The following is a 22912-nucleotide window of genomic DNA, read 5'->3' on the forward strand; positions in this document are numbered from 1 at the left end:
GGATCAGCATACGGGAAAAGGGCCGCTCACGCTTGCTTTCTCAGCAGAATGCTCTTGAGGTACAGACTCTCGGGCACGCTCAGCAGGTGCGGGTGATCGGCGGGCTGGTACGTCACGGCCACCACCTCGGCGTCGCAGTCGGCCTCGGCGGCGGCCACGCGGGCGGCGTCCAGCAGGTCATCCACCCGGATGTAATGGGCGCAGGCGCTGATCATCAGGTGGCCGCCGTTTTCCAGCATTCGCAGGGCGTGGGCCGCGCCATCGGTGAAAATGCGCTTGGCGCGTGGCACGTCGTCGCGCCGCTTGGCGAGGGTGGGCGGGTCCAGCACGGCGGCCCCGAAGGTGCGTTTCTCGCGTTCCAGCGCCGCCAGAATTTCCAGCGCGTCGCCCCAGCGCACGCCCACATTGCCGTTCACGCCGTTGTCCCGCGCGGCCCCTTCCAGCGCGGCCAGCGCCACCTGATCCTTGTCCACCGCCACGCTCTTTGCCCCTGCCTTGGCCGCGTGCAGGCTGAAGCCCCCGGTATATGAATACACGTCCAGAAAGCCCGCGCCGGGCCGCACCAGCGAGCGCATCAGGCGGCGGTTGTCGCGCTGGTCCAGAAAAAAGCCGGTCTTCTGTGCGTCCATCGGGGCGAAGTGCAGGGTCAGATCGTCCTCGTGGAATTCCACGCGCTCCGGCACCTCGCCCCACAGCGGCCCGGCCACCATGCCCAGCCCCTCGCGGCGGCGTTCGCCCGTGTCGCTGCGCTCGTAGGCGCTGCTGGCCCCGATGACCTCCTTGAGTGCTTTGAGGATGAGGTCACGGTGACGCTCGGCCCCGGCGTTGCGAAGCTGCACGGCCAGCACGTCGCCAAACCTGTCGGCCACCACTCCCGGCAGGTCATCGGCCTCGGCGTAGACGGCCCGCATGGCGTTGGTGTTCAGAATCCGGCCCTCTCGGCGCTTGAGGGCGGCTCTCACGCGGGCGCGGTAGAACTTGAGATCTATTTCCTCCCGTTCCCAGGTCAGCAGGCGCAGCGGCGTCGCGCCGTCCGGGTTGAAATAGCCGCGTGCGATGATCTTGCCGCCGGGGCCTTTCACGTCCACCACCTCGCCGGGCGTAATTCCAGCGTCGGCGTCGGCAATATCGCCGGAATGTCCAAAGGGGTAGCGGCCCGCGATGCGCCGGACGGCGGCAGGTTCAAGGGTGACAGAGGCGGACTTCTTCATGGGCGACAGGCTAGCGCGGGGAGGTCTGGGAGGCTCGATTTCCCCTTGCGGTAAGGGGCGCGGCGGAGGCACCGGGGAGGGGGCCGCCTCACGCACCACGGAAATCATCAAGACACCCAGACCGTCCATTCCAACCGCCCCGCGCTACCCTTTCTCCATGTCTGATCCCGCCGCCGTTACTTTCCCCGCCCCCCGCCGCATTCCCTACCCTGGCGGCTGCGTGCTGGAACCCGGTCCCTACGCGCTGGATTACCTGCTGAAGTGGCCCGCCGAACTGAGCGTGAAAGGCAAGGTCTACCCCGAGCAGCCCCTTTACCCACTGATCCGCGAGTTGCTGGCCGATCCGGCGGTCCACGGTCTGACCCTGATAGAGGCGCAAGCCGCGCGGGACCGTTTTCTGGAACTGGCCGGGCAGGCGCTGGAGGCCGAGGGTGGGGACCAGCGCTGGCTGGAGCGGGAGTTCTCGCGCTGAAGGTGAAGGCGCTGAATATAAAGGCGTTGGGCGGGCGGGAAGCGGCTGAGGTGGGGGGCGAACTGACGCTGTCCCCTCCGCTGCCCGGCGAGGCGCTGCATGTCCGCGTGGCCCGCACCCTGCGCGACGCCATAACAGGCGGCCTGCTGCCAGGGGGAACCCGCCTGCCCGGTCACCGCCGTCTGGCCGGGGCGCTGGGCGTGTCGCGCAACACGCTGGTAGACGCGCTGGCGGGTCTGGAGGCCGAGGGTTATCTGCGCGTGCAGGGCCGCAGCGGCACGGTGGTCTGCCTGCCCGCACCCCTGAGTGCCGCCGAACCGGACCTGAATGACCTGCCCCTGAGCGCCTGGGCCACCCGCGCGCTGTCGGGCGGCGTGGACGACGCGGGGGGTGAATACACCGTGGATTTCCGCGTGGGCCAGCCGGTGCCGGAACTGTACCCGGAGGCGGCCTGGACGGCGGCGCTGGCCCGGCAGGCGGGGCGACTGGGCAGGCGGACGCAGGAGGGACGGCTCTCTGATCCGCTGGGACCGCTGGAGACCCGCCGCGCCCTGTCCGCCTACCTGAATGCGGCGCGTGGCGCGCGGGTCACGCCTGAGATGGTGATGCTCACGGGCGGCACGCAGTCCGCGCTGGACGCCCTGGCCCGCGTGTTTCTGGAACTGGGGCGGGTGGCGGCGGTGGAAGACCCCACCTATCCCGGCGCGCGTGCGGCGCTGGCGGCCACCGGGGCGGCGGTGGTCCCGGTGGCCGTGGACGCGGGGGGACTCCAGCCTCAGCTTCTGCCCCATGACGCCACCCTGCTGTACCTGACCCCCGGCTGCCAGTACCCCACCGGCGTGACCCTGGGGGCCGCCCGCCGCGCCGAACTGATCGTGTGGGCGCGGCGCGGCAACGCCTTTATCCTGGAAGACGACTACGCCGCCGACCTGCACCACACGGGCCGCCCGCTGCCCGTCATGCAGGGTCTGGCCCCGGACCGCGTGATCCTGCTGGGCAGCTTCAGCAAGAGCCTGGCCCCCGCCACCCGCAGCGGTTTTCTGGTGGCCCCGCCCCCGGTCCTGCGCGTGCTGGCCCGCACCCGCCCGCTGACGGACCGCGCCCCCGGTACGCTGGACGCCTTGGCGCTGGCCGATGTGCTGGCCAGTGGTGCCTACGCGCGGCATCTGCGCCGGGCGCGGCAACTGATCGCCCACCGGCACGAGGTGCTGCTCGCTGCCCTGGCCGAGTGGCTGCCCGACTGGGAGGTCCGGGGCGTGGCCTCCGGGCTGCATGTTCATGTCCGCCTGCCCGCTGGCCTGGGCGAAACGCAGGCCGTGGGGGCGGCGGCGCGGCGCGGCGTTGCGCTGTCAGCCGTCGCGCCCCTCTCGGCAGTCGGGGGAGAGCCTGCCGTGCTGCTGGCCTTCGCGCACCTGCCGCCCGACGACATCCGGCGCGGCGTGCGCCTGCTGGCCGCCGCCACCTGAGCGCCCCCCCCAGCAGGCTCCCCCGGCAGAGTGTGACCTCCCTTTCAAAGGCGTGGGCTTTCGCGTTAGACTGGGCCGATGCGTCTGCTCGTCGTGGTGTTGCTGCTGGTCCTGGCCGCGTTGTCTTTCACCTTTGGTCTGCGGCTGGGTTACGTGACGCTGACCCCCACATACATGTTCAACGCGACGGGAGAGAACAAATATAACTTCCGGGTCTATGACCAGAACCAGGAGATCGGCGTGCGCGGCTCGTGCAAGGTCAGCAGCGGCAAGGCCACCTTCCGTCTGACCGATCCCAAAGGAACGCAGATCGCTGGACAGGTGTGTCCCCAGGGCCAGTGGGGCCTGAACGTGATGGGCACTGGGGACGCTGGCAACTACGAATTGACCATCGATCTGGAGAAGTTCAGCGGCACCATCGACGTCAAGGAAGCGCGCAAGTAGAGCCGCCGGAACATAAAAAAGATCGGTAGGCCGCCCAACTGGCCTACCGATCTTCTGTTGTGGGGCTTAGCTCTGCGCTGCGCCTTCCTGGGCGGCTTTGGCCTTGTTGATGGCCTTGGCCAGACGGCTCTTCTTGCGCGCGGCGGTGTTCTTGTGCATGGTGCTGCCCTTGGCGGCCTTGTCGATCAGGCTCTCGGCCTTGCTCTGGGCGGCGTTCAGGTCCTCACCGTTGGTGATGGCGGCCAGCGCCTTCTTGGTAAAGGTCTTGATGGTGCTCTTGCGGCTGCGGTTGATCATGCGGCGCTTGAGGCTCTGGCGGTGGCGCTTCTGGGCAGATTTGTGACGTAAAGCCATGTTGGTTCTCCTTGTTCTCCCGCTCTGCGGGGCGGTCCCCCCACTGGGGAACTCGTGGCGTCCAGAGGGCTTGACCCTGCTACACGCACCGGGGTGGGGTCACGCTGGACCGCTGCCGCCGGGCTGCCTCTTTGCAAAGACAACCTCGTGACTATACGCGCTCTGGGGGTGCTGGGCAAGCCTTAAAATGGATGGATGCGAAGTCGCCGCCCCCACCCGCCCGAAGGCGATGCGCCCGCGCGTCCGGTGCGCCCCAAAACCCCGGAGGAACTGCGCGATGCCCTGCTGGCTTACGCTTTCCGGGCGCTGGGGGGCCGCGCGCTGACCGAGGCCGAGTTGCGCAGCAAGCTGGAACGCCGCAGCGACAGCCCCGAACTGATCGAGGAGGTTCTGAAGCGCGTGCAGGAGCTGGGCTATCAGGACGATGAACAGGTGGCCCGCGTCGAGGGAACCCGGCGAGGCGTGGGCGGCTTTCGCGTACGCCAGACCCTCAAACGCCGGGGCGTGGCCGAGGACCTGATTCAGGACACCCTGGAGGCCCGTGATCCCGACGACGAGCGTGCCGGGGCGCTGGAACTCCTGGAGCGCCGCTGGCCTGCGCTTTCCCGCAAGAAAGACCCGAGGGCCAGTGCATACGCCTTCCTGGCCCGCCGGGGCTTCGGCGGTGACGCCATCTGGCCGGCCATCCGCGAACTGAGCGAGCAGGCGGCACAGCAGGAACTGGATGACGGGGAGGAGTGAAGCAGCCTCCGACGTTTTGCCTTGACACCCCACAGGGCGGCGGATAAACTGCCGGACGCACTTGAAATGCTGTGCGGTCCCCCGTGGCCTCAGCAGGACAGGAGCCGTGGCGGGGCGTAGCGCAGCCTGGTAGCGCACGTCGTTCGGGACGACGGGGTCGAAGGTTCGAATCCTTTCGCCCCGACCACGCGAGAAGGTGACCTCCCCACTGCGGGAGGTCTTCTTTTTGCCCTGCCACCTCGCCCCTTCTTCTGGAGCCATCCATGCGCGTCTTTGCCATCGCCGATCTGCATCTGGCCTACGTGACCCCCAAACCCATGACGGTCTTCGGTCCCCAGTGGGCCGGGCATCCCGAGGCCATTTACGAGCGCTGGCACGAGACGGTGCGCCCCGGTGATCTGGTTTTGCTGCCCGGTGACCTGTCGTGGGCCATGCGATTGCCCGACGCGATGACCGATCTGGGAAAAGTGGCCGAGTTGCCCGGCACGAAAATCCTGCTGCGCGGCAACCACGACTACTGGTGGCCCACGCCTTCAAAGCTGCGTGCGGCGCTGCCCCCTGGTATGCTGGCCGTCCACAACGACGCCGTGCGGGTCGGGAACGTGGTGGTGTGCGGCACGCGCGGCTGGACCACGCCGGGCTATCAGGCCCTGAACGACGAGGACACGCGCCTGCTCAGCCGCGAGGCCCAGCGCCTGACCCTCAGCGTGGAGGCGGCGGGCAGGTTGCGGCAGCCGGGCGACCACTTTCTGATGATGCTGCACTACCCGCCCGCCTCCGCGCCCTATCCGCCCAATCCCCTGACCGACGTGATCGAGGCGGCGCGGCCCGAGCTGATCGCCTACGGCCACCTGCACGGCGTTCCCGTCGAGAAATCCATGCGCCATGTGGGCGGCATTCCCGCGCACCTGGTGGCGGCGGACGGCCTGAAATTCACGCCGAAGCTGTTGCTAGAGACCGGGGATTAGCCCATTACCCATTCCTCGGCCAGCCACCCCGCATGGGGTATCCCAGAAGCGAGGATGCCCGCTTTGAGTGCGGCCAGATCATAGGAAACGCGGCGGAAAGTGGGTATCCATCCACCTGAAATGCTGTCCAGCAGCAGGTATTCGGCGTAGGCTAGATTGACATATTTCCCACCACGTTTCTGGAAAGGCAGACCCACACTACCAGGGTTGAGCAGTCGCCAGCCGTCCAGTGTCCGCAGCAGAGGTTGGTGCGTGTGGCCGCCGATCCAGACGGCTTGCTGACCGTGGGTTGCGCGGAGTTCCTCCAGCCGTTCGGACGGTGTTCCGGCGTCCAGCACCTCATTGTCTCTTGCCGGGCTGCCGTGGAAACACAGCAGATCGTCCAGCGCCACTGTCGGGGCAAAGCTGCGGAGGATGTCGCGCTCGGTTCCGGTCAACTGGGCCGCGCCCCACTGGCCGATGTCGTGGATTTCCTGCTCATCGGGCAGGCCGCGCACTTTGAGGGGCTGGGGCGCTTCAAACGCTTCCCGGTCCGCGTTGCCACACACCACCGGGCAGCCCAGCGCGGCCACCACCTGAAGGCACTCGCGCGGCCACGCGCCGCCCGCCGTCACGTCTCCCAGGCAGATGCGCGCGTCGGGGGACTGCATGTCCATGTCGGTCAGCGCCGCCTCCAGCGCGGGGAGGTTGTCGTGGATGTCGCCAAAGAGGGCCAGCCGCATGGGGGCAGCATACGCAGAGGAGAGAAGGGAGCTGGACTAGAGTGAAGCCATGCCGCCCTCCACTGACCTTCCCGCCCGCAAACTCCGTGACCTGAGCGTGTCCGCCCTGGGCCTGGGCTGCATGGGCATGAGCGAGTTCTACGGCGATGCCGACGAGGCCGAGAACATCCGCACGCTGGACCGTGCGCTGGATCTGGGCGTCACTTTTTTCGACACCGCCGACATCTACGGCCCGTACACCAACGAGGAACTGCTGGGGCGCTGGCTGAAGATCAAGGGCAAGCGGGACCGCGTGGTGCTGGCCACCAAGTTCGGCATCGTGCGCGAGCCGGGTTATCCGATGCAGCGCACCCTGTCCGGGCGGCCCGAATATGTCCGCAAGTCCATCGAGGCCAGCCTCAAACGCCTGAAGACTGATCATGTGGACCTGTACTACCTGCACCGCCTCGATCCGGGGACGCCCATCGAGGACACCGTGGGCGCGATGGGTGAACTGGTGGAACGCGGCATGGTGCGCTACCTGGGCCTTTCGGAAGTGGACGCCGAAACGCTGCGCCGCGCCGACGCCACCCACCCGATCACTGCCCTGCAAAGCGAGTATTCGCTGTGGACGCGTGATCCGGAAGACAGCGAATCTGGCGAGAGCGTGCTGGCCGCCTGCCGTGACCTGAATGTCGGGCTGGTGCCCTACAGCCCACTGGGACGTGGTTTCCTGACCGGGCAGCTCAAGTCCCCCGACGACTTCGGCCCCGACGACTTCCGCAGTACCAGCCCACGCTTTCAGGGCGAGAACTTCCAGAAAAACCTCGATCTGGTGGCCGAGGTTCAGGAGATGGCGCGCGACAAGGGCTGCACGCCCGCGCAACTGGCGCTGGCCTGGGTGCTGGCGCGGGGGCGCAATATCGTGCCCATCCCCGGTACCAAGCGCGTGAAATACCTGGAGGAGAATCTGGGCGCGCTGGAGGTGACGCTGACCTCCGATGATCTGGCCCGCATCGACGCCACATTTCCCGCTGGTGTGGCGACGGGCGGACGGTACGCGCAGCCTCGAAGCTAGAAGATTGCAGAATGCAGATGACAGAAAGTCCTCCGCCCTCTGCATTCTTTACACGCTGACCAGACCCAGCCCGATGCCCCGAGCCACTGCCCCGGCGCGGCTCTGGACGCCCAGTTTGGAATACAGCGAGGCGACGTGAAACTTGACCGTGCTTTCGGACACGCCCAGATCACGCGCGGCCCGCTTGTTGCTCAGGCCCAGGGCCAGCAGGTTCAGCACGTCCAGTTCGCGCGGCGTCAGGGCGATGTCCGGGGGCTGCGGTTCCCCGGCATCATCGGGGTTTTCGAGAACGCCCACCTGACCCGGTGGCAACACCGCCAGCCCCGCCGCCGCGCCCAGCACGCCCGCCAGCAGCTCGGCGGGTGTGGCATCTGCGGTCAACGCCGCCCAGCCTCCGGCCACGAGTTCCGGCAGCAGCGCGGCCCAGTCTGGCGATCCCAGCGCCACCACGGCGGGCGCATCGGTCAGTGCCTCGGGATCGGCCAGCCAGGAGTCGTCCACGAGCAGCACGTCTTCCTCTGGCTCAGGCGTGACCGGGAAGCCTGCGGAAGTCAGCAGGGCCGCCAGTCCTGCGGCCATTACCGCGTTTGCCACCGCGATCCGCACGCTGGGCAGCAGGGTCAGGGGCGCGGTCATTCCCCATGCTAAGGGTGACCGGCGCTTGTCCATGATCAGCGCTCGCCGACCACCAGCGTCACGTCCTGTTCCTGGCCGCCGCGCAGGATGCGGGCGCTGACGCTCTGCCCGGCCCGTTCGCGGACGCGCCACAGCAGTTCCGGTGGACGGCGCACGGTTTCCCCGTCCAGCGACAGCAGCACGTCGCCCACCAGCAGTCCGGCCTGTGCGGCGGGACTCCCGGCTTCAACGCTTACGATGGTCAGACCGACTTTTCCCCCCTGACCCCAGCGGCCCTGTCCGCCCGGTCCCCAGCCGCCGCGCCCACGTCCACCGCCCCAGCCTTCGCGGCCCCGGCCTCCGCGTGGGCCACGGGTGGGGGTCTCGTTCTCGGACTCTGATCCCTCTGCCTGCGGGAACATCACGGGCTGGGTGGCAATGCCCAGATACCCGCGTGGCACGCGCCCGGTGCTGCCCAGCAGGCCAGCCACTTTCAGGGCAAGCCCTACAGGCACGGCCAGCAACTCGCCGCGCGATACGCCCGCGTTCAGCACGCCCACCAGACTGCCACGCGCGTCCACCAGCGCCCCGCCGCTGACGCCCCGGAAGGGGGCCGCGCCGCTGGGCAGCCACCCCCTGGAGCGGCCATCCTCCGTGGGTTGACGTTCCATCATCCCCAGGGTGGCCTGGACGCCGTGCTGTGGCCTGCCCACCGCCAGCAGCAGTTCGCCCACGCGTACGCCGCTACTGGCGCTCAGGGCAGGTAAATCCAGCTCCTCCACCTTCAGCAATGCCAGATCACTGGAAGGGTCACGGCCCGCCACCGCCGCGCTCAGTTCGCGCCCGTCGGGGGTGACCACTGTGACCTCCTCGCCGTGCAGCACATGGGCCACGGTCAGGATGAGGCCGTCACCGATCACCGTGCCGCTGATGGGCCGCCCGGCACGGACAGAAATGATGCTTGTGGAAACGGCCTCAACCGCGTCCGCCATAGTGTTTGATAAATCAGTGAAGTTCGTCATGCCCATATGGTGCGCTCCGGGCTAAAAATGCGCGCCGGGTGAATGGCGGGGGCCTGACCCTGGCCGAATGGGGGAGGGGTTCGTCTTCCAGCTCCGCCCCGCTAGCATCTCCCCATGTCTCTGACCCTCTCTGTCCTGAGTGGCGAATACGCCGTGTGCCAGCTTCCATCCGACGCTGCGCCGCCTGCCTGGGCTTTTGAAGGCGAGTTCTGGAGCGTGACCCGCGCGCCGGGTGAACTGTCGGTGGTGTGCGCGGCGGCGAACGTGCCAGACGGCGTGAAGGTCGAGAAGGGCTGGGCGACGTTACGGCTGCACGGTCCCTTCGAGTTCACGTTGACCGGCATTCTGGCCCGCGTGCTGAACCCGCTGCGGGACGCGGGCGTGGGCATCTTTGCCCTGTCTACCTTTGATACCGATTACGTGCTGGTGTCCGGGGCGCGGCTGGGCGACGCGGTGAGCGCTTTACGGGTGGCGGGGCACACGGTCAGGGAGTAGCGTTCTCCTTCCACACGCGCACGTAATCCACTTTCATCACGCCGGGAAAGACCGTGCTGGCGTTTGGTGGGCCAGGCCACTGACCGCCCACCGCCAGATTCAGCAGCAGATAAAACGGCTGTTCAAAGACCCAGGCGCGGCCCGCTGGCAGGTCATCCGGGGTGACGCGGTGATACGGCACGCCGTCCAGCAACCACACGATTTCCCGTGGCCGTTTGATGACGGCGAAGGTGTGATAGCCGTCCGAGGCGGCCCTACCCAGCGTTTTGCTCTGGCTGAGGCCCTGCGCACCGGAATAGCCGGGACCGTGCAGGGTGCCGTAGACCGTGTTCGGCTCGCGGCCCAGCCATTCCATGATGTCGATCTCGCCGCCGTCCGGCCACTTTCCACTCTGGCCCAGGCTCCAGAAGGCAGGCCAGTACCCGGCTCCGGGCGGCACCTGAATGCGCGCCTCGATCCTGCCGTTCGTGAACGTCACCTTGTTTCTGGTGGTCAGCCGCGCCGAGGTGTAAGCGCACGGATCGCCGTGCCAGCACGCGAGGTCTGCCGTGTTCTTCAGCGCCCGGATTTCCAGATGCCCCTGCCCGTCCAGACGCACGTTGGCCGCGTCTCGCGTGTAGAACTGAAGTTCCTGGTTGCCCCAGCCGTTCGCGTCGGCGTTGCCGTAGTCGTAATTCCAGGTGCGTTCGTCCGGCTGCGTGCCCGCTGCGCCGCTGAATTCATCCTGCCAGATCAGCGTCCAGCGGGGGTCGGGTGGCGTGGCCGGAATGGGCAGGGCCGCGCTGGAAAGCGGCTGGGTGGCCCACGCCGCACAGGACACCGAGAGGGCGCAGATCAGGCCCAATGTCAGCGCGGTCCTGTTCGTTTTGGGGTTGTTCATGTCTTCACTTTCTCAGAAATCCTGTCCCGGAAACAGATAGGCCGTGTTTAACCCCCAAAGTTCTCGCGTTCCAGCACGAAGCGCACCACGGGGACCAGCTCGCCCCTGTATTCCTCCAGACCGCCGAGACCCGTTTGGGTGAAGCCCAGCCGTCCCATCAGCGCCCGCGAACGCGAGTTCGGCGCGTGGGCCTCGGCGGTCATGGTCTGGACTCCCAGTTCGGTGAAGGCGTGCGTCAGTGTCAGCCGTCCAGCCTGTAAGCCTAGGCCGTGGCCCCACAGCGCCCGTTCACCTATGGCGATCCCGAACTCGGCGCTGTCGGCGGTGATCTGCGCCAGATCGGTGTAGCCCACCAGCAGGTCATCCAACGTGATTCCCAGACGCAGAAAATCTGGTTCGGATGCGTTGATGATGCCCTGCCAGTGCTGGCGGATGCGCTGGGGTGGCAGGTTGACCTCCCAATCGATGGCGAGACAGAATTCCTCGTCCGCGCCCCAGCGCACGGCGCTTTCCTCGTCGCCGGGACGCAGCGGACGCAGCTTCATAAGGACTCCGATTGAATCGTTTGCAAGACGACGAACATCCGAGCAGACGCGAGAATGAGAAGAACGGGTTCCGGGCGTGGAGTTGAAAGACTGGCGCTTTCCCAGTTTGAGAGCGTTACAGACGGAATCCGTATCAGTTGCACAACGAGTCCAGAATCTCTGCCGCCGAACCTGCCCGCCCGCGCGCCACGCCCTCCCCGGCCCACAGGCTCAGCACGTCCGCGCGGCCCGCTCTGGCTCCCGCCGCCCGCATGGAACGGGTCAGGGCGTTCTGGAACGGGTAGGGAAGAGGCTGCTGCACGCTTTCCGTCACGGCGTTTCTCAGCCCCCGTGCAGTTCGTCCGCTGAAGGCGCGGGTCAGCACGGTGTCGCCCGTTTTCGCTGATGCCAGCGCGGCCCGGTACGGCGCGGAAGTCCCGGCCTCTGCTGCCCGCAGAAACGCCGTTCCACACTGCGCGAGACTGGCTCCGGCGGCTAGCACGGCCCGCACATCTGCCGCGCTCATCAGGCCGCCCGCTGCAATCACGGGAATGCGAATGCTCTGCGCCGCTGCACAGGTCAGCGTCAGCGTGTCGGCCAGTTCATCTTCTGACCAGCCGCCCCGGTGGCCGCCCGCCGCGCCGCCCTGCATCACGATGGCGTCCACGCCGTCCCCTTCGAGCTGCCGCGCTTCCTCCAGCCCTGTCGCGGTGCCTACCGTCAGAATCCCACGTGAGCGCAACTCGTCCAGATGATGCCTGTCCAGCCGCCCAAAGGTAAAGGAGAGGACGGCGGGACAGACCTCCAGCACGGCCTCTAGCTGCAAGCCGAAGTCTGGGTTCGCCTGCGCCGTCAGTTCAGGTGGTGGCAGGCCCAGGGAAGCGTGGAAGGGGGCAAGTTCGGCGGCGGCCCGCTCCACCTCTGATCCTGTTGTTGCCACGGTGGGGTGCGGCGCGAACAGATTCACGGCGAAAGCCGCTTGCGTCAGCCGCCGCACTGCCGCACCCGCCTCCCTGATCTGCGCGGGCGTCAGATACGCTGCGCCCAGGCTGCCCAGCCCGCCCGCGTTGCTGACGGCGGCCACCAGTTCTGGCGTGCTGATCCCGCCCGCCATCGGTGCGAGGACGATGGGCAGGCGCAGGCCGAGGCGCTGTGTGAGCGTGGACATGCCCAGACTGTAGCCTGTCAGCACCTTGGCCGCCTTTGCCCATCCGTTCCGCGCCTTTACCGCCTACCGCCGCGCTGCCTACGCCGGGCAGCCCGCGCCCCGGCGGCAGTTCATGGCGCGCGAATCCATGCTGGAACTGCTGGCCAGGGTGGGCGAACTGCTGCCACTGGTGGAGGCCCCAGACCTGCCCTGGGCGCTGGCCGAGCGGGTGCATGACCCGGCGTATCTGGAAAGGTGGCGAAACGGAGAGGTCACCCGCACCGAGGAACGCGCGCTGGGCTTTCCCTGGACTCCGGCGGTGGTGGAGCGCGGCCTGGGCAGCAGCGGCGCAACCCTGGCCGCCACACAGGACGCCCTGAAAAGGGGTCTGGGCATCAATTTCGGCGGCGGCACCCACCACGCCTACGCCGATCACGCCGAGGGCTTTTCCTTCCTCAACGATGTGGTCATTAGCGCCCAGTGGCTGCTGGACGCCGGACATGCCCGCCGAATTCTGATCCTCGATCTGGACGTCCATCAGGGCAACGGCACGGCGGCCATGCTGGAACGCGAGGCGCGGGCGCTGACCGTCAGCCTGCACGGCGCGAACAATTACCCCTTTACCAAGGAGACGGCGGGCCTGAATATCGCCCTGCCCGACGGCACCGGGGACGCGGCGTATCTGGCCGTGCTGGACTCTCAGGTGGCCCCCGCCGTCGCTGCCTTTCGCCCGGATTTCGTCTTCTATCTGGCGGGGGCGGACGTGCTAGCGGGCGATCAGTTGGGCAAACTGGCCCTCAGCGTCGGCGGGGTGCGCCAGCGGGACGAACGGGTGCTGAACTGGGCCGCCCGCGCCCGGATTCCCCTGGTGACGGTCATGGCCGGAGGCTACAACCGCGATCCGGGGCAATTGATCGCCGCGCGGCTGGGAACGCTGGAGGCGGCTCTGGGGGCGTTCGGGGCAGGGTAAACCTGCTGTCAGATGGCTGCCCTGTCGCTCAGAAGCGCAGTTCCAGCCCCACGCCCCCGCCAAAGCCAGAAGCCGTGCCCGTCCGCACGAAGGCCCGCCATCCGGCTGGCCCCAGCAGCGGCCCGCGCAGCCCACCCTCGGCGTAGACACCGAAGCGGTTCACGTATTCCGCGCCCGCCGTGGCGAAGGCGTCTACCCGCGTGATCGGCACGTTGATGTCCCGCAGGGTTGCGCCCACCGCGTAACGGTTGGCGTTGGTGTTGCGCCAGGCTTTTTCTGCCGCCGATTCCACCCCCAGCGTCCCCACAATGGGCACCTGGAACACCGAAAGACCTGCGTGCAGGCCGTAGCCCTTCGTAGTGGCGTCCACCCCGGCCCAGGCGGTGGCTGCCGAAGCGCTGGCGGTCAGGGCGAGGGCGGCGAGGGTCAGCAGGGGGCGCAGGGTCATGGTTGCAGAGTAACGGGTGGGCATGAGGGGGGTGGATGCGGCGTTCTCACCGCGCTACTCCCTCCCCGGCTCTACCCGTTCAGCCGCACGCCCGCCACCGTCGCCAGCATCCTGAAGGTCTGAAACAGGTGATAGGCATTCTCGCTGCTCCAGCCCACCGTCACCCCGTCCACCCGCGTCACGCCGGGAACGCGGGCGCAGGCGTCGGCGCGGGCCTGATGGTCGAAAGAGATCTGGCACGGCGCGGGCCAGCGGGTGGTGTAGGGCTGGGCATTTTTGGCCGCCCGCACGGCCTGTTCGGCCCCCTCACGGATCCGCTTCTGTGCTTCGGCGGGGTGCAGGTGGATGGCCGCGTAGGTACTCAGCCCCTCCTTGACCGCCACCGTGACCACCCCCTCGCCCAGTTCGGCGCTGATCTCGGCCATCGCCACGTCGTCGCCGCTGGCAAAGACCACCGGAACGTCGTAGTGCCCGGCCAGCAGTGCATTGATTCCGTATTCCCCGGTGTCGATGCCGCCCACCCGCACGTTGCGGATAAAGCCGTTCCAGGTGTGGGCCAGCGGCCCCAGCGGGCTTCCGGCGCGGGCGTGGTAGCCCACGAACAGCAGCGCGCCCACGCCCTCTTCCTGCACGCCCTGCACCATGCTCAGCGGTTTGTCGTTGCCGCTGGTGAAGCGCACCTCATGGGGCAGCAGTTCGGGGATCAGGTTCCGCATGGTGTCGTGGCTGTCGTTGATCAGCACGCCCGTTGCGCCGCCCATGATCGCGCCCTCGGCGGCGGCGGCGGCCTCACGGGTCATGCGCTCGCGGGCGGCCTGATACTCCGTGCCGCTGACCAGTCCCCCGAATTCCGGCGGGCTGACCTGCACCCACGACGCCACCCCGCACACGCCCTCCATGTCCACGCTGATGACCACTTTCACAGGGTTTGCCTCATGTGGCGCAGTGTAGGGGAGGCGGGGCCAGCAGATGAACCCATGCGGACCCGCAGGCCACCGCACAGGCCGGAGGGGCGATCAAATCGCTCAGGCTTTCCACCGTGATTCCTCGCCCCAAAGCCCCCGCCTACCCCGTGCTAGCCTCTTTCGCTATGAGCCGCGTTGCCCTGAAATCCGCCCGCGAGATCGAGACCATGCGCCGCGCGGGGGCGCTGGTGGCCGAGACCTTCCGGGTTCTTGACCCCTTCGTGAAACCCGGCGTGACCCTGGCCGAACTGGACCGCATTGCCGAGGAACACATTCGCAAGGCAGGGGCCGTTCCCGCCTACCTGGGCTACGGACCGCGCACCAATCCCTTTCCAGGCACCATCTGCGCCAGCGTCAACGAGGTGATCTGCCACGGCATCCCCGACGGGCGCGTGCTGGAGGACGGCGACATCATCGGTGTGGACATCGGCGTGCTGTTGGGAGGCATGTACGGCGACGCCTGCTACACCTACACGGTGGGCGCGGTCAGCCCGGAGGTTCAGGGTCTGGTGGACACCACCCGCGAGGCGCTGGCGGCGGGCCTGGAAGTGGTGTGCCCCAACGCCCGCGTCGGCGACATCGGCCACGCCATCCAGACCCTGGCGGAAGGCCGGGGCTACGGCGTGGTGCGCGAATACACCGGCCACGGCATCGGCAAACGGCTGCACGAGGAACCCACCATCTACCACACCGGGGCGCGCTACACCGGCCTCAAGTTGCAGGCGGGCATGGTCTTTACCATCGAGCCGATGGTCAACCTGGGCCGCCCCGAGACCCGCTTGCTGGCCGACGGCTGGACCGTGATCACCGAGGACAGGAAACCCAGCGCCCAGTTTGAACATACGCTGGTGGTCACGGCGAGGGGCCATGAAATCCTGACCCTCTAGGATCTGATTCTGTGACCGGGCAGCCGTTAAAAATCAAGCCTCCCAGCCCACCCAGGTTTCCGCGTGGCGGGCTGCGAACCCTGGTGCCGTCCGATTTAGAGGATGAATCGGTGTACCGGGGCGGCGTCATGGAGGGTGTTTCGCTGGACGCGGGGACGCTGCAAACCGTCTCCTTCGAGGGCGTCGTGTTCCGCGAGGTCAATCTGAGCGGCGTGGAATGGAACCTGATTCGGCTCAAGGACGTGCGTTTCGAGGGCTGTGACCTCAGCGGCGCGAAATGGACCGAAGCGGCGCTGGAACGCGTACAGTTCACCGATTGCCGCCTGACGGGCCTGCAACTGCCGGGCGCGGTGCTGCGTCACGTCCGCCTGACCCGCGCGCTGGCCCCGCTGTCCCTGTGGCCGGATGTCGAAGCAAAGCATCTGTGGCTGGAGGACTGTGACCTGACCGAGGCCGTGTTCATGGACGCCAAATTGCCCGGCGCAATCTTCCGGGGCTGCACGCTGGGCAAGACCGAGTTTCACGGCGCAGAGATGGACGGGGCAGACCTGCGGGCCTCGGCGCTGGCGGGCATTCGGTTGGGCTTGCGTGAGTTGGCAGGGGTGACCGTCGAACTGGTGCAGCTTCTCGATCTGGCGCACCTGCTGGGCGTGCGGGTGGAAGAGCTGGATGCGGGAGCCTAAGCCCGGACTCGGTCCGCAACTTTCTCGAAGCGCTCTCCCAGAAAATGCCCCTGCGTCAGCATCCGGTCTGCGGGGGCGTGGTGCTGGGCCAGTGCCCCGGCCACGCCGCTGCTGATCAGTTCCAACTGTTCGCGCAGCAGTTCCTCGGCGTCCTGGCCCCGCCCGTTCAGTTGGGTGCGGGCAGCGGGGGTCAGGTTCAGGTAGGCGCGCAGGGTGGCGGGCAGGTACTCGTTGCGGGCCTGCCGGATCAGGTAGGCGCTGTGGGCGTCCAGTGGTTGCTGCTCTGGAGCATGGGCCGGGGCGTCCTGAAGGCGGCACAGCAACGCCAGCGCGTACAGGCGGTGCGGTTCGGGCAGGCGCAGGGCCAGTTCGGCGGCGCTGTCGGGAGCCGTGGCTGAAGTGTCGGGCGCAGTGGTCTCCAGGACATCCAGACGCAGAAGCTCCAGTCGGTGGCGGTGGATCATCTGGCGGCGCAGCAGGGGAAAGGCGAACAGGCTGCCAAAGAAAAATAGAGGGACCAGAACTTCTTCCACGGGTTTAACCTCCTGTCGGTTGGGGTTCACGCTACCTGCCCGCCCCCTGCTCCAGCGTCCCTCCAAAGGCGGAGGCTGGCGGCGAATGCAGCAGGCACCCACCGGGGGAATTGCCCCGCAGGACACCTTCGCCTAGACTCGGGGCGATTCAGTTCCTGGAGGAACCCCAGCCTTGGAAACCCTGCGCGTCTCTGCCACTTCCCGCCCCAACGCCATCGCCGGAGCCATTGCTGCCCTGCTGCGGTCCCAGGGCAGCGTGGAAATTCAGGCCATCGGTCCCGCCGCCGTCAACCAGACAGTCAAGGCGCTGGCGATCGCGCGCGGCTATCTGGTGAACGACGGTCTGGACCTGTGCGCCCAGCCAGAATTCGTCAAGCTGGACGTTCAGCACGAGGAGCGCACCGCACTGAAGTTCAGTGTGATGGCGCAACCTCTGGCGGTTCCACTGCCCGTCCCCGGCGCAAAGTAGGCCCAGGGCCACATCAATTCAGCGCCCCTCTCCTCTCATGAAACCTGAGTGGGGGACGCTAAGATATGGGAGGCGAAACCTCCGATTGGAGTGGACGCCCACGCCGTTACCGACGGACTGGCCGGACCCGTTTCAGGGCCGCGCCCCACTTCCCGGAGGAAGTTCCCTATGTTTCTTGGCCCCTACACCATTCCGATCATTATCGTGTTCGTGGCGTCCCTGCTGATCCAGGGCTACCTGGGCCGCACCTATAAAAAGTGGGGTCAGGTCCGCAACGCCCGTGGCCTGACCGGCGCGGAAGTGGCCCGCATGATGCTCGACGAGAACGGCTTGCAGGGCGTGCCAGTGCAGGCTGTCCCCGGCAACCTGACCGATCACTACGATCCCGGCAAGAAGACCGTCAACCTCAGCGAGAGCGTGTTTGGCGTCGCCAGCGTCGGCGCGATGGCGGTGGCGGCCCATGAAGTCGGCCACGCCATGCAGGACAAGGTGCGGATGCCCGCACTGGTGCTGCGCGGCAAGATGGCCGTGCCGCTGAGCCTGGGCATGAATATTGCCCCCTGGCTGCTGCTGGCAGGCATCTTATTGAAGCTGTCCGGCCTGCTGTGGCTGGGCGTCATCCTGTTCGGTGCGGCGCTGATCTTTCATGTGGTCACGCTGCCCGTGGAATTCGATGCCAGCCGCCGCGCGCTGGTGTATCTGGACAGCCGGGGCCTGAACGGCACGGTGGAAGGCCAGAACGGTGCAAAGAACGTGCTGACCGCCGCCGCCCTGACCTACGTGGCCGGATTCGCGATGGCCCTGGTGCAGTTTCTGAACATCCTGGGGATTGCCCGCCGGTAGTCGGCTCGGCCAGGGAGCGAGACAAAGACGAGGCGGCCTTTAGATGGGGCCGCCTCTTTTCAATCCGAGTCGCTAGACGTTGAAGCCGAACATCCGCATCTGGCGCTTGCCGTCCTCGGTCATCTTGTCCGGTCCCCACGGCGGCGTCCACACGAATTCCACGTTCACGTCGGTCACGCCGTCCAGACGGCTGACGGCCATCTCGGCGTCGGCGCGGATCAGGTCCTGCACCGGGCAGCCCACGCTGGTCAGGGTCATGGTGATGTCCACCAGACCGCCTTCCTGCACGTCCACGCCGTAGATCAGGCCCAGGTCCACCACGTTGACGGGGATCTCGGGGTCCTTGACGATCTTCAGGGCCTCGCGGACCTGCTCCTCGGTGGGCAGGCCGCCCACCGGGGCGGGGGTGGCAGAGATATTCTGTTCAGTGTCCATTAACTCGACTCTCCTTCGGTGGGCAGGCCCGCTTCGGCCCAGGCCATCGTGCCGCCGCTCAGATTGACCACCTTGCTGTAGCCGTTTTGCATCAGGTACTCGCCCGCCTGCTTGCTGCGTGCGCCGCTGCGGCAGATCATGACCAGTTCCCTGTCTTTCGGCAGTTCCGAGAAACGGCTTTCCAGCTCGCTGAGGGGCAACAGCGCCGCGCCCTCGGCATGAATCTGATCGTACTCGCCCTGCTCACGTACATCCACCAGCACCGCGCCCTGTTGCACGCGACTCTGTCCTTCCTGTGGGGTCACTTCTTCCATAAAGAGCAGCATAACCGAGTCCTCCGGGCGGAATGTGCCCCTTGCCAGAAGCTGTGGCCTATCCTGCGCCCATGCCCCTGCCCGAAGGCGTGACCGTCATCGACCTGCGCCCCCCCGAACTGCGCTTTGCCCAGCCGCTGGACAGGCTGACGGTGTTGCCCGTTCTGGCCGTCTCATTGCAGCAGATCGAGGACGGCGCGCATGGCCTGACCCCGCAGACGGGGCCGCTGCTGGTGATCTGCGAACGCGGGGTGCGTTCCGGCCTGGCGGCGAAGTATCTGCGCGCCGATGGGCTGGAGGCCGTTGCCTATCCGGGCGGGGTTCCGGCGCTGCTGCGAGAAGTGGGAAGCGGTTAAGTCCAGCGTCCACCCACCGTCTACACTGACTCCCATGTCTGCGCCTTCTTCAAACCAGCCTCAAAAATTGCCCCCTGGCTTCATCTCCGCCGACGATGTCCTGCACGAACGCCTGAGCGCCCCGGACACCCGCCGTCTGGAGCTGGAATACGGGAATGCCGAGTTGCTGTACGGGCTGGGCATCCTGGGCGTGGCCGGGCCGTTCGCGCGCGTGACCCCCTGGGAACTGGAAGACGAGGACGGCGTGCGCCGCATCAACGCCAGCGGGTACGCGGCCACCCCGTTTGGCGAGATGCCCCCGGTGCTGACCGAATTTTTGCATCAATTTCTGGACCTGAACCGCTCGATGGGCCTGCCCCAGCAGTCCAGCGCCCCGTGGCGCGCGGCGCTGGAGGCCAACCTGATCCGTCTGCTGGCCCGCGAACTGCCCAGCCACGCCGATTCTCAGGTCTTCTTCTGCTCCAGTGGCACCGAGGCGGTGGAGGGCGCGCTCAAGTTTGCCAAGGCGTTCCGCCCCAGCTCGCAGTTTCAGATTTCGTTTGGCAGCGCCTACCACGGCAAGACCCTGGGCAGCCTGAGCCTGACGCCCAACCCGGAATATCAGGACATCTTCCGCCCGCTGGTGCCGGGGGCGCTGACCGTGCCCTACGGCGATCTGGACGCTTTCAAGGTGCTGATCCGGCGTGTCGGCCCCGATAAAATTACCTGCGTGATCGTGGAACCCATTCAGGGCGAGGGCGGCGTGAACATTCCCCCACCCGGCTTCCTCAGCGGGCTGGGCGAATACTGCCGCAAACACGGCATCATCGTTATTGCCGACGAGATTCAGACCGGGCTGGGGCGCACGGGCCACTGGTTCGAGTCGGCGGCGCAGGGCCTGGACCCCGATATCATCACCCTGGCCAAGCCGCTGGGCGGCGGGATGACGGCGGTGGGCGCGACGATTGCCCGGCACGACATCTATAAAAAGATGCTGGGCGGCCTGAGCAGCAAACGCCACAGCAACACCTTTGGCGGCGGCGCGCTGTCGATGGCGGTGGGTCTGAAATCGCTGGAATACCTGATCGAGAATGATCTGCCCGCCCGCAGCCTGGAACTGGGGCGCGTGGGCCTGGAGCGTTTGCGGGCCACCCAGCTCAAATATCCCCGCCTGCTGGAAAACGTGCGCGGTCAGGGTCTGTTGCTGGCGATGCAGTTCCAGCCGATGCTGGGCGTACCGCTGCCCGGCGTGTTGAAGGAACTGGTCTTCGAGGCCACCGCCCTGCTGGCCCTGCGCGAACTGCACGAATCCGGCGTGATGGCCAACCTGAGCCTGAGCAGCAAGCGCACCGTGCGCCTGACCCCGGCGCTGGACATGCCCCGTGACCTGTTTGACACCATGTTTGACCGGGTGGACAGCTTTGCAAAGCGCCGTCCCATCTCGCGTGACCTGCTCACCGGAACGCCGCCCGTATTGATTGCCAAGCTGGCGAAATTTGCCGCCAGCAAGCCCAAGAAGCGCACGCCCAGTGATGGCTGAGGGGCGGGGCAACTCACCTGAACCTGACGCAGCCACGTCCTGAGCGTTCCTTTACTAACGTAGATTTTTTCACGGTCAGACTGTGGCTTGCGCTAATCTTTCTGGCATGTGGCCATTCGGAAAAAGCACAGCAGACAGAGTCAACGACGCCCTCAACGAGCAGCCCCGTCTGAAGGATCTGGGCTTGCAGGTGCAGGAGAAGGGCGGCAACGTGACCGTCAGCGGCATGGTGCCCAATGACCGCTACGGCAGTCTGGTCAAGGTGGTGGCCGAGGGCATCAACGGCGTCAAGTCGGTGGACACCAGCGGCCTGATCGCCCAGGAAGCTCCCCAGCAGGCCCAGGCGGCAGCGCCCCAGGATGCAGGCCCCAGTGCCTCCGACAACACGGTCACTTCTGGCCCGGCCAGCAGCAGCGACGAGCCTGAGCGTGTGACCGCTGCCCCCGCCACCTCCAGCATGGACGCGGAGATCAAGGAGATGGAGGACCGCAGCAAGATCGCCAAGGCGGTCCATCAGGCCATCCGCAACAACGGCGAGCTGAAGGACGATCCCATCGACGTGCTGCAAAGCGGCAACAGCGTGATCCTGCGCGGCGTGGTGGACAACGATCACGAGCAGCGGCTGGCCGAGAAGCTGGCCCGCGCCGTGGAAGGCGTGTCGGGCGTGGACATCAGCGGTCTGCGCGTGGCCGAGGGTGCCAAGGAACTGACCAAGGAAAAGGATCAGGACACCGGCGACACCGTGTACACCGTTCAGGCGGGCGACACGCTGGGCGCGATTGCCCAGAAGTACTACGGCGACGTGGGCGAGTACAAGAAGATCGCCCACTACAACAACATCAGCAACCCGGACCTGATCAAGGTGGGCCAGCAAATCAAGATTCCCGGCTGAGTCAAGTCAGGTGAAGTGGGCCGCCTCCGAAATGAGGCGGCTTGTTCTTTCCCCACCATTATCGTATCCTGATATCAGAGACTGATATTGTGAGTGGAGGACAAAAATATGGACGTGAATCTTTTCAAAGGCAATCTTGATTTGATTTTGCTGAGCGTGTTGGAGCGGGAGGGCGGCTACGGGCAGGACATCGCCAAGCGAGTGGACGCGCTGACAGAAGGGCAGATCAGATTGAATGCCGGGAGCCTATACCCGGCCCTGCACCGCCTGGAACGCGCTGGATTTCTGAGTGCGGTTCAGACTCAGCCTGCGCGTGGTGGGCCGCCAGTCAAGACTTACCTGCTAACCGACGCGGGCTGCGAGGAGTTGCTGCGCCGCCGCGAGGGTTACGCCGCCTTTGACCGTGCGTTGCGGCGGTTGTGGTGAAGTCACCCGCCCCGCTTGAGGTGTATCTGAACCATGCCGTCTGCCTGTTGCCGCTCCAGATCCGTCGGGATGTACGGGCCGAACTTCACGCCAACCTGCACCAATCCATGCTGGACGCCCGATTGAAGGATCTGGATGAAGTTGATGCCTGGGCAATCGCCCTGCGTGATTCTGGCTCGCCGTGGTGGCTGGCCCTGAATCTGGCGCGGGTGTACACGCTGGGACTGGGTTTGCGCGTGTTGTTCGTGGGACTGGCGCTGGGTGGGGCAGCCTACGCGGTTCGTGCAGAGGTTCACGCTGCCCCCACGGCGCAGGAGGCCCGGCCATGAGCAACCGGCTGCTGGGGTTGTGGCGTGAGTGGGCCGCGCCTGTGGTCTTTGCGCTGCTGTTCACGCAGTTCGGCGCGAGTTCGGTGGGCGTGGACGGGGCCAGCATGATGCCTGCGCTGCGTCACGGCGAACGCCTGCTGCTGCCCACTGCCGAGGGCTGGGCGCACCGGCTGGGTCTGGGTGAATATCACCGGGGCGACATCGTGGTGTTCAAGCCGCCGCGCGCAGCGGCCTACGAATGGAAGAGTGACTACCGGGGGCTGCCGCTGCCCTGGCGTTACCGCCCGTATCTGGTCAAGCGTGTGGTGGGCGTGCCGGGCGACACGGTCAGCATTCGTGCCGGGCAGGTCAGCGTGAACGGTCAGCCGTTGCCAGAGGCGAAAACACATGCGTACTGGAATATGTTATGCCCCGACACGGGTAGCTCTCTCGCCAACAGTGTCGCGGCCTCGCCCACACGGGCGGACTTGCCCAATGTGAAAGTGCCTCCTAACCACTACTTCGTGATGGGCGACAACCGCAGCTCTGGCGGAAGTCTGGACAGCCGCGTTTTTGGCCCTGTGGGCGTGCAGGACATCTCGGCCCGCGCAGTGGTCAGTGTGTGGCCGCTGGTCCGCAAGACGGCGGCCACTCCGCCCTGCGACGGTGGCCCGCAGCCCCAGCAGCGCGTGAAGTTTAGCGGCCCGCAGGAGTGGAACCCGCGGCTGCTGCTGCCCTGAAGCACC

At 66.8% G+C, this 22912-nt stretch carries 31 protein-coding genes and 1 tRNA gene; 19 read left to right on the top strand and 13 right to left on the bottom strand.

Annotated features, from left to right (window positions below; translation table 11 throughout):
• Nucleotides 1-26: 26 nt before the first annotated feature.
• Nucleotides 27-1211: a class I SAM-dependent rRNA methyltransferase gene (locus Q319_RS0106785; protein WP_029481364.1), complete on the bottom strand. Its 1185-nt coding sequence runs from the start codon at nt 1209-1211 to the stop codon at nt 27-29.
• Between the two features lie 157 nt (nt 1212-1368).
• Between Q319_RS0106785 and Q319_RS0106790 the strand changes: the two genes are divergently transcribed.
• From Q319_RS0106790 to Q319_RS0106800, 3 genes are all read left to right on the top strand, one after another.
• The gene (locus Q319_RS0106790) at nt 1369-1683 is read left to right on the top strand and encodes a hypothetical protein (protein WP_029481365.1); all 315 of its coding nucleotides are present in this window, start codon (nt 1369-1371) and stop codon (nt 1681-1683) included.
• Nucleotides 1684-1694: 11 nt separating this feature from the next.
• The gene (pdxR, locus tag Q319_RS0106795; RefSeq protein WP_245619028.1) at nt 1695-3149 is read left to right on the top strand and encodes a MocR-like pyridoxine biosynthesis transcription factor PdxR; all 1455 of its coding nucleotides are present in this window, start codon (nt 1695-1697) and stop codon (nt 3147-3149) included.
• A gap of 78 nt (nt 3150-3227) precedes the next feature.
• Nucleotides 3228-3593, top strand: a complete 366-nt coding sequence (locus Q319_RS0106800) for a hypothetical protein (protein ID WP_029481367.1) — start codon at nt 3228-3230, stop codon at nt 3591-3593.
• Between the two features lie 66 nt (nt 3594-3659).
• Here Q319_RS0106800 and rpsT read toward each other — a convergent pair whose 3' ends face one another.
• On the bottom strand, nt 3660-3947 hold the full coding sequence (gene rpsT / locus Q319_RS0106805) for a 30S ribosomal protein S20 (protein ID WP_029481368.1): 288 nt from the start codon (nt 3945-3947) through the stop codon (nt 3660-3662).
• Between the two features lie 195 nt (nt 3948-4142).
• Between rpsT and Q319_RS0106810 the strand changes: the two genes are divergently transcribed.
• From Q319_RS0106810 to Q319_RS0106820, 3 genes are all read left to right on the top strand, one after another.
• Complete coding sequence (locus Q319_RS0106810) at nt 4143-4688, top strand: regulatory protein RecX (RefSeq protein WP_029481369.1); 546 nt, start codon at nt 4143-4145, stop codon at nt 4686-4688.
• A gap of 110 nt (nt 4689-4798) precedes the next feature.
• Nucleotides 4799-4875, top strand: a tRNA-Pro gene (locus Q319_RS0106815).
• Nucleotides 4876-4951: 76 nt separating this feature from the next.
• On the top strand, nt 4952-5656 hold the full coding sequence (locus Q319_RS0106820) for a metallophosphoesterase (protein WP_029481370.1): 705 nt from the start codon (nt 4952-4954) through the stop codon (nt 5654-5656).
• Here Q319_RS0106820 and Q319_RS0106825 read toward each other — a convergent pair.
• The gene (locus Q319_RS0106825) at nt 5653-6378 is read right to left on the bottom strand and encodes a metallophosphoesterase family protein (protein WP_029481371.1); all 726 of its coding nucleotides are present in this window, start codon (nt 6376-6378) and stop codon (nt 5653-5655) included. The genes Q319_RS0106820 and Q319_RS0106825 overlap by 4 nt on opposite strands.
• A gap of 49 nt (nt 6379-6427) precedes the next feature.
• Here Q319_RS0106825 and Q319_RS0106830 point away from each other — a divergent pair, with 49 nt between their 5' ends.
• Nucleotides 6428-7435 carry an aldo/keto reductase gene (locus Q319_RS0106830; RefSeq protein WP_029481372.1) on the top strand — a complete coding sequence of 336 codons (1008 nt, stop codon included), beginning with the start codon at nt 6428-6430 and terminating at the stop codon, nt 7433-7435.
• Nucleotides 7436-7483: 48 nt separating this feature from the next.
• Here Q319_RS0106830 and Q319_RS0106835 read toward each other — a convergent pair whose 3' ends face one another.
• Complete coding sequence (locus Q319_RS0106835) at nt 7484-8071, bottom strand: response regulator transcription factor (RefSeq protein ID WP_029481373.1); 588 nt, start codon at nt 8069-8071, stop codon at nt 7484-7486.
• 35 nt (nt 8072-8106) lie between these two features.
• Nucleotides 8107-9072 carry a S1C family serine protease gene (locus Q319_RS0106840; RefSeq protein ID WP_245619024.1) on the bottom strand — a complete coding sequence of 322 codons (966 nt, stop codon included), beginning with the start codon at nt 9070-9072 and terminating at the stop codon, nt 8107-8109.
• A 114-nt stretch (nt 9073-9186) separates the two neighbouring features.
• On the opposite strand from Q319_RS0106840, the gene Q319_RS0106845 reads away from it, so the two are divergent.
• On the top strand, nt 9187-9567 hold the full coding sequence (locus Q319_RS0106845; protein WP_029481375.1) for an ACT domain-containing protein: 381 nt from the start codon (nt 9187-9189) through the stop codon (nt 9565-9567).
• On the opposite strand, the gene Q319_RS0106850 is transcribed toward Q319_RS0106845, so the two are convergent.
• The 3 genes from Q319_RS0106850 to Q319_RS0106860 all read right to left on the bottom strand — a co-directional run bounded on the left by Q319_RS0106850 (nt 9557) and on the right by Q319_RS0106860 (nt 12139).
• Complete coding sequence (locus Q319_RS0106850) at nt 9557-10447, bottom strand: glycoside hydrolase family 16 protein (protein ID WP_034414128.1); 891 nt, start codon at nt 10445-10447, stop codon at nt 9557-9559. The two genes, Q319_RS0106845 and Q319_RS0106850, sit on opposite strands and share 11 nt — an antisense overlap.
• A gap of 47 nt (nt 10448-10494) precedes the next feature.
• Nucleotides 10495-10992: a GNAT family N-acetyltransferase gene (locus Q319_RS0106855; protein ID WP_029481377.1), complete on the bottom strand. Its 498-nt coding sequence runs from the start codon at nt 10990-10992 to the stop codon at nt 10495-10497.
• Nucleotides 10993-11125: 133 nt separating this feature from the next.
• Nucleotides 11126-12139 carry an NAD(P)H-dependent flavin oxidoreductase gene (locus Q319_RS0106860; RefSeq protein ID WP_029481378.1) on the bottom strand — a complete coding sequence of 338 codons (1014 nt, stop codon included), beginning with the start codon at nt 12137-12139 and terminating at the stop codon, nt 11126-11128.
• Between the two features lie 25 nt (nt 12140-12164).
• Here Q319_RS0106860 and Q319_RS0106865 point away from each other — a divergent pair, with 25 nt between their 5' ends.
• A complete protein-coding gene (locus Q319_RS0106865) occupies nt 12165-13088 on the top strand; it encodes a histone deacetylase family protein (RefSeq protein ID WP_029481379.1) in 924 nt (307 codons plus the stop codon).
• A gap of 28 nt (nt 13089-13116) precedes the next feature.
• On the opposite strand, the gene Q319_RS0106870 is transcribed toward Q319_RS0106865, so the two are convergent.
• The gene (locus Q319_RS0106870; protein WP_029481380.1) at nt 13117-13536 is read right to left on the bottom strand and encodes a hypothetical protein; all 420 of its coding nucleotides are present in this window, start codon (nt 13534-13536) and stop codon (nt 13117-13119) included.
• A 71-nt stretch (nt 13537-13607) separates the two neighbouring features.
• Complete coding sequence (locus tag Q319_RS0106875; RefSeq protein WP_029481381.1) at nt 13608-14459, bottom strand: M55 family metallopeptidase; 852 nt, start codon at nt 14457-14459, stop codon at nt 13608-13610.
• 167 nt (nt 14460-14626) lie between these two features.
• On the opposite strand from Q319_RS0106875, the gene map reads away from it, so the two are divergent.
• The gene (gene map / locus Q319_RS0106880) at nt 14627-15388 is read left to right on the top strand and encodes a type I methionyl aminopeptidase (RefSeq protein WP_029481382.1); all 762 of its coding nucleotides are present in this window, start codon (nt 14627-14629) and stop codon (nt 15386-15388) included.
• 11 nt (nt 15389-15399) lie between these two features.
• Nucleotides 15400-16071 carry a pentapeptide repeat-containing protein gene (locus Q319_RS0106885; RefSeq protein WP_156039202.1) on the top strand — a complete coding sequence of 224 codons (672 nt, stop codon included), beginning with the start codon at nt 15400-15402 and terminating at the stop codon, nt 16069-16071.
• Here Q319_RS0106885 and Q319_RS0106890 read toward each other — a convergent pair.
• Nucleotides 16068-16634: a hypothetical protein gene (locus tag Q319_RS0106890; protein ID WP_245619026.1), complete on the bottom strand. Its 567-nt coding sequence runs from the start codon at nt 16632-16634 to the stop codon at nt 16068-16070. The genes Q319_RS0106885 and Q319_RS0106890 overlap by 4 nt on opposite strands.
• Before the next feature lie 142 nt (nt 16635-16776).
• Here Q319_RS0106890 and Q319_RS0106895 point away from each other — a divergent pair, with 142 nt between their 5' ends.
• Complete coding sequence (locus tag Q319_RS0106895; protein ID WP_029481388.1) at nt 16777-17073, top strand: stage V sporulation protein S; 297 nt, start codon at nt 16777-16779, stop codon at nt 17071-17073.
• 168 nt (nt 17074-17241) lie between these two features.
• The gene (locus Q319_RS0106900; RefSeq protein ID WP_029481389.1) at nt 17242-17916 is read left to right on the top strand and encodes a zinc metallopeptidase; all 675 of its coding nucleotides are present in this window, start codon (nt 17242-17244) and stop codon (nt 17914-17916) included.
• A 72-nt stretch (nt 17917-17988) separates the two neighbouring features.
• On the opposite strand, the gene Q319_RS0106905 is transcribed toward Q319_RS0106900, so the two are convergent.
• Both Q319_RS0106905 and Q319_RS0106910 read right to left on the bottom strand, forming a co-directional pair.
• Nucleotides 17989-18351, bottom strand: coding sequence for a metal-sulfur cluster assembly factor (locus Q319_RS0106905; protein ID WP_051655176.1), 363 nt, complete (start codon nt 18349-18351; stop codon nt 17989-17991).
• On the bottom strand, nt 18351-18677 hold the full coding sequence (locus Q319_RS0106910; protein ID WP_029481391.1) for a rhodanese-like domain-containing protein: 327 nt from the start codon (nt 18675-18677) through the stop codon (nt 18351-18353). The genes Q319_RS0106905 and Q319_RS0106910 overlap by 1 nt, the downstream gene beginning before the upstream one ends.
• A 59-nt stretch (nt 18678-18736) precedes the next feature.
• Between Q319_RS0106910 and Q319_RS0106915 the strand changes: the two genes are divergently transcribed.
• The 6 genes from Q319_RS0106915 (at nt 18737) to lepB (ending at nt 22906) form a co-directional block, all read left to right on the top strand.
• A complete protein-coding gene (locus tag Q319_RS0106915; RefSeq protein ID WP_029481392.1) occupies nt 18737-19021 on the top strand; it encodes a rhodanese-like domain-containing protein in 285 nt (94 codons plus the stop codon).
• 34 nt (nt 19022-19055) lie between these two features.
• Nucleotides 19056-20540 (top strand): class-III pyridoxal-phosphate-dependent aminotransferase, encoded by a 1485-nt coding sequence (locus Q319_RS0106920; protein WP_051655177.1) that lies wholly within the window; start codon nt 19056-19058, stop codon nt 20538-20540.
• Between the two features lie 106 nt (nt 20541-20646).
• Nucleotides 20647-21432, top strand: coding sequence for a BON domain-containing protein (locus Q319_RS0106925; protein WP_029481394.1), 786 nt, complete (start codon nt 20647-20649; stop codon nt 21430-21432).
• 108 nt (nt 21433-21540) lie between these two features.
• Complete coding sequence (locus Q319_RS0106930; RefSeq protein WP_029481395.1) at nt 21541-21858, top strand: PadR family transcriptional regulator; 318 nt, start codon at nt 21541-21543, stop codon at nt 21856-21858.
• Nucleotides 21855-22187, top strand: coding sequence for a hypothetical protein (locus tag Q319_RS0106940; RefSeq protein ID WP_156039204.1), 333 nt, complete (start codon nt 21855-21857; stop codon nt 22185-22187). The genes Q319_RS0106930 and Q319_RS0106940 overlap by 4 nt, the downstream gene beginning before the upstream one ends.
• On the top strand, nt 22184-22906 hold the full coding sequence (gene lepB, locus Q319_RS0106945; protein ID WP_029481397.1) for a signal peptidase I: 723 nt from the start codon (nt 22184-22186) through the stop codon (nt 22904-22906). Before Q319_RS0106940 ends, lepB begins: the two co-directional genes overlap by 4 nt.
• The last annotated feature ends 6 nt before the right edge of the window (nt 22907-22912 follow it).

The sequence above is a fragment of the Deinococcus marmoris DSM 12784 genome (assembly GCF_000701405.1).
In the GTDB taxonomy this organism is placed as follows: Bacteria; Deinococcota; Deinococci; order Deinococcales; family Deinococcaceae; genus Deinococcus; species Deinococcus marmoris.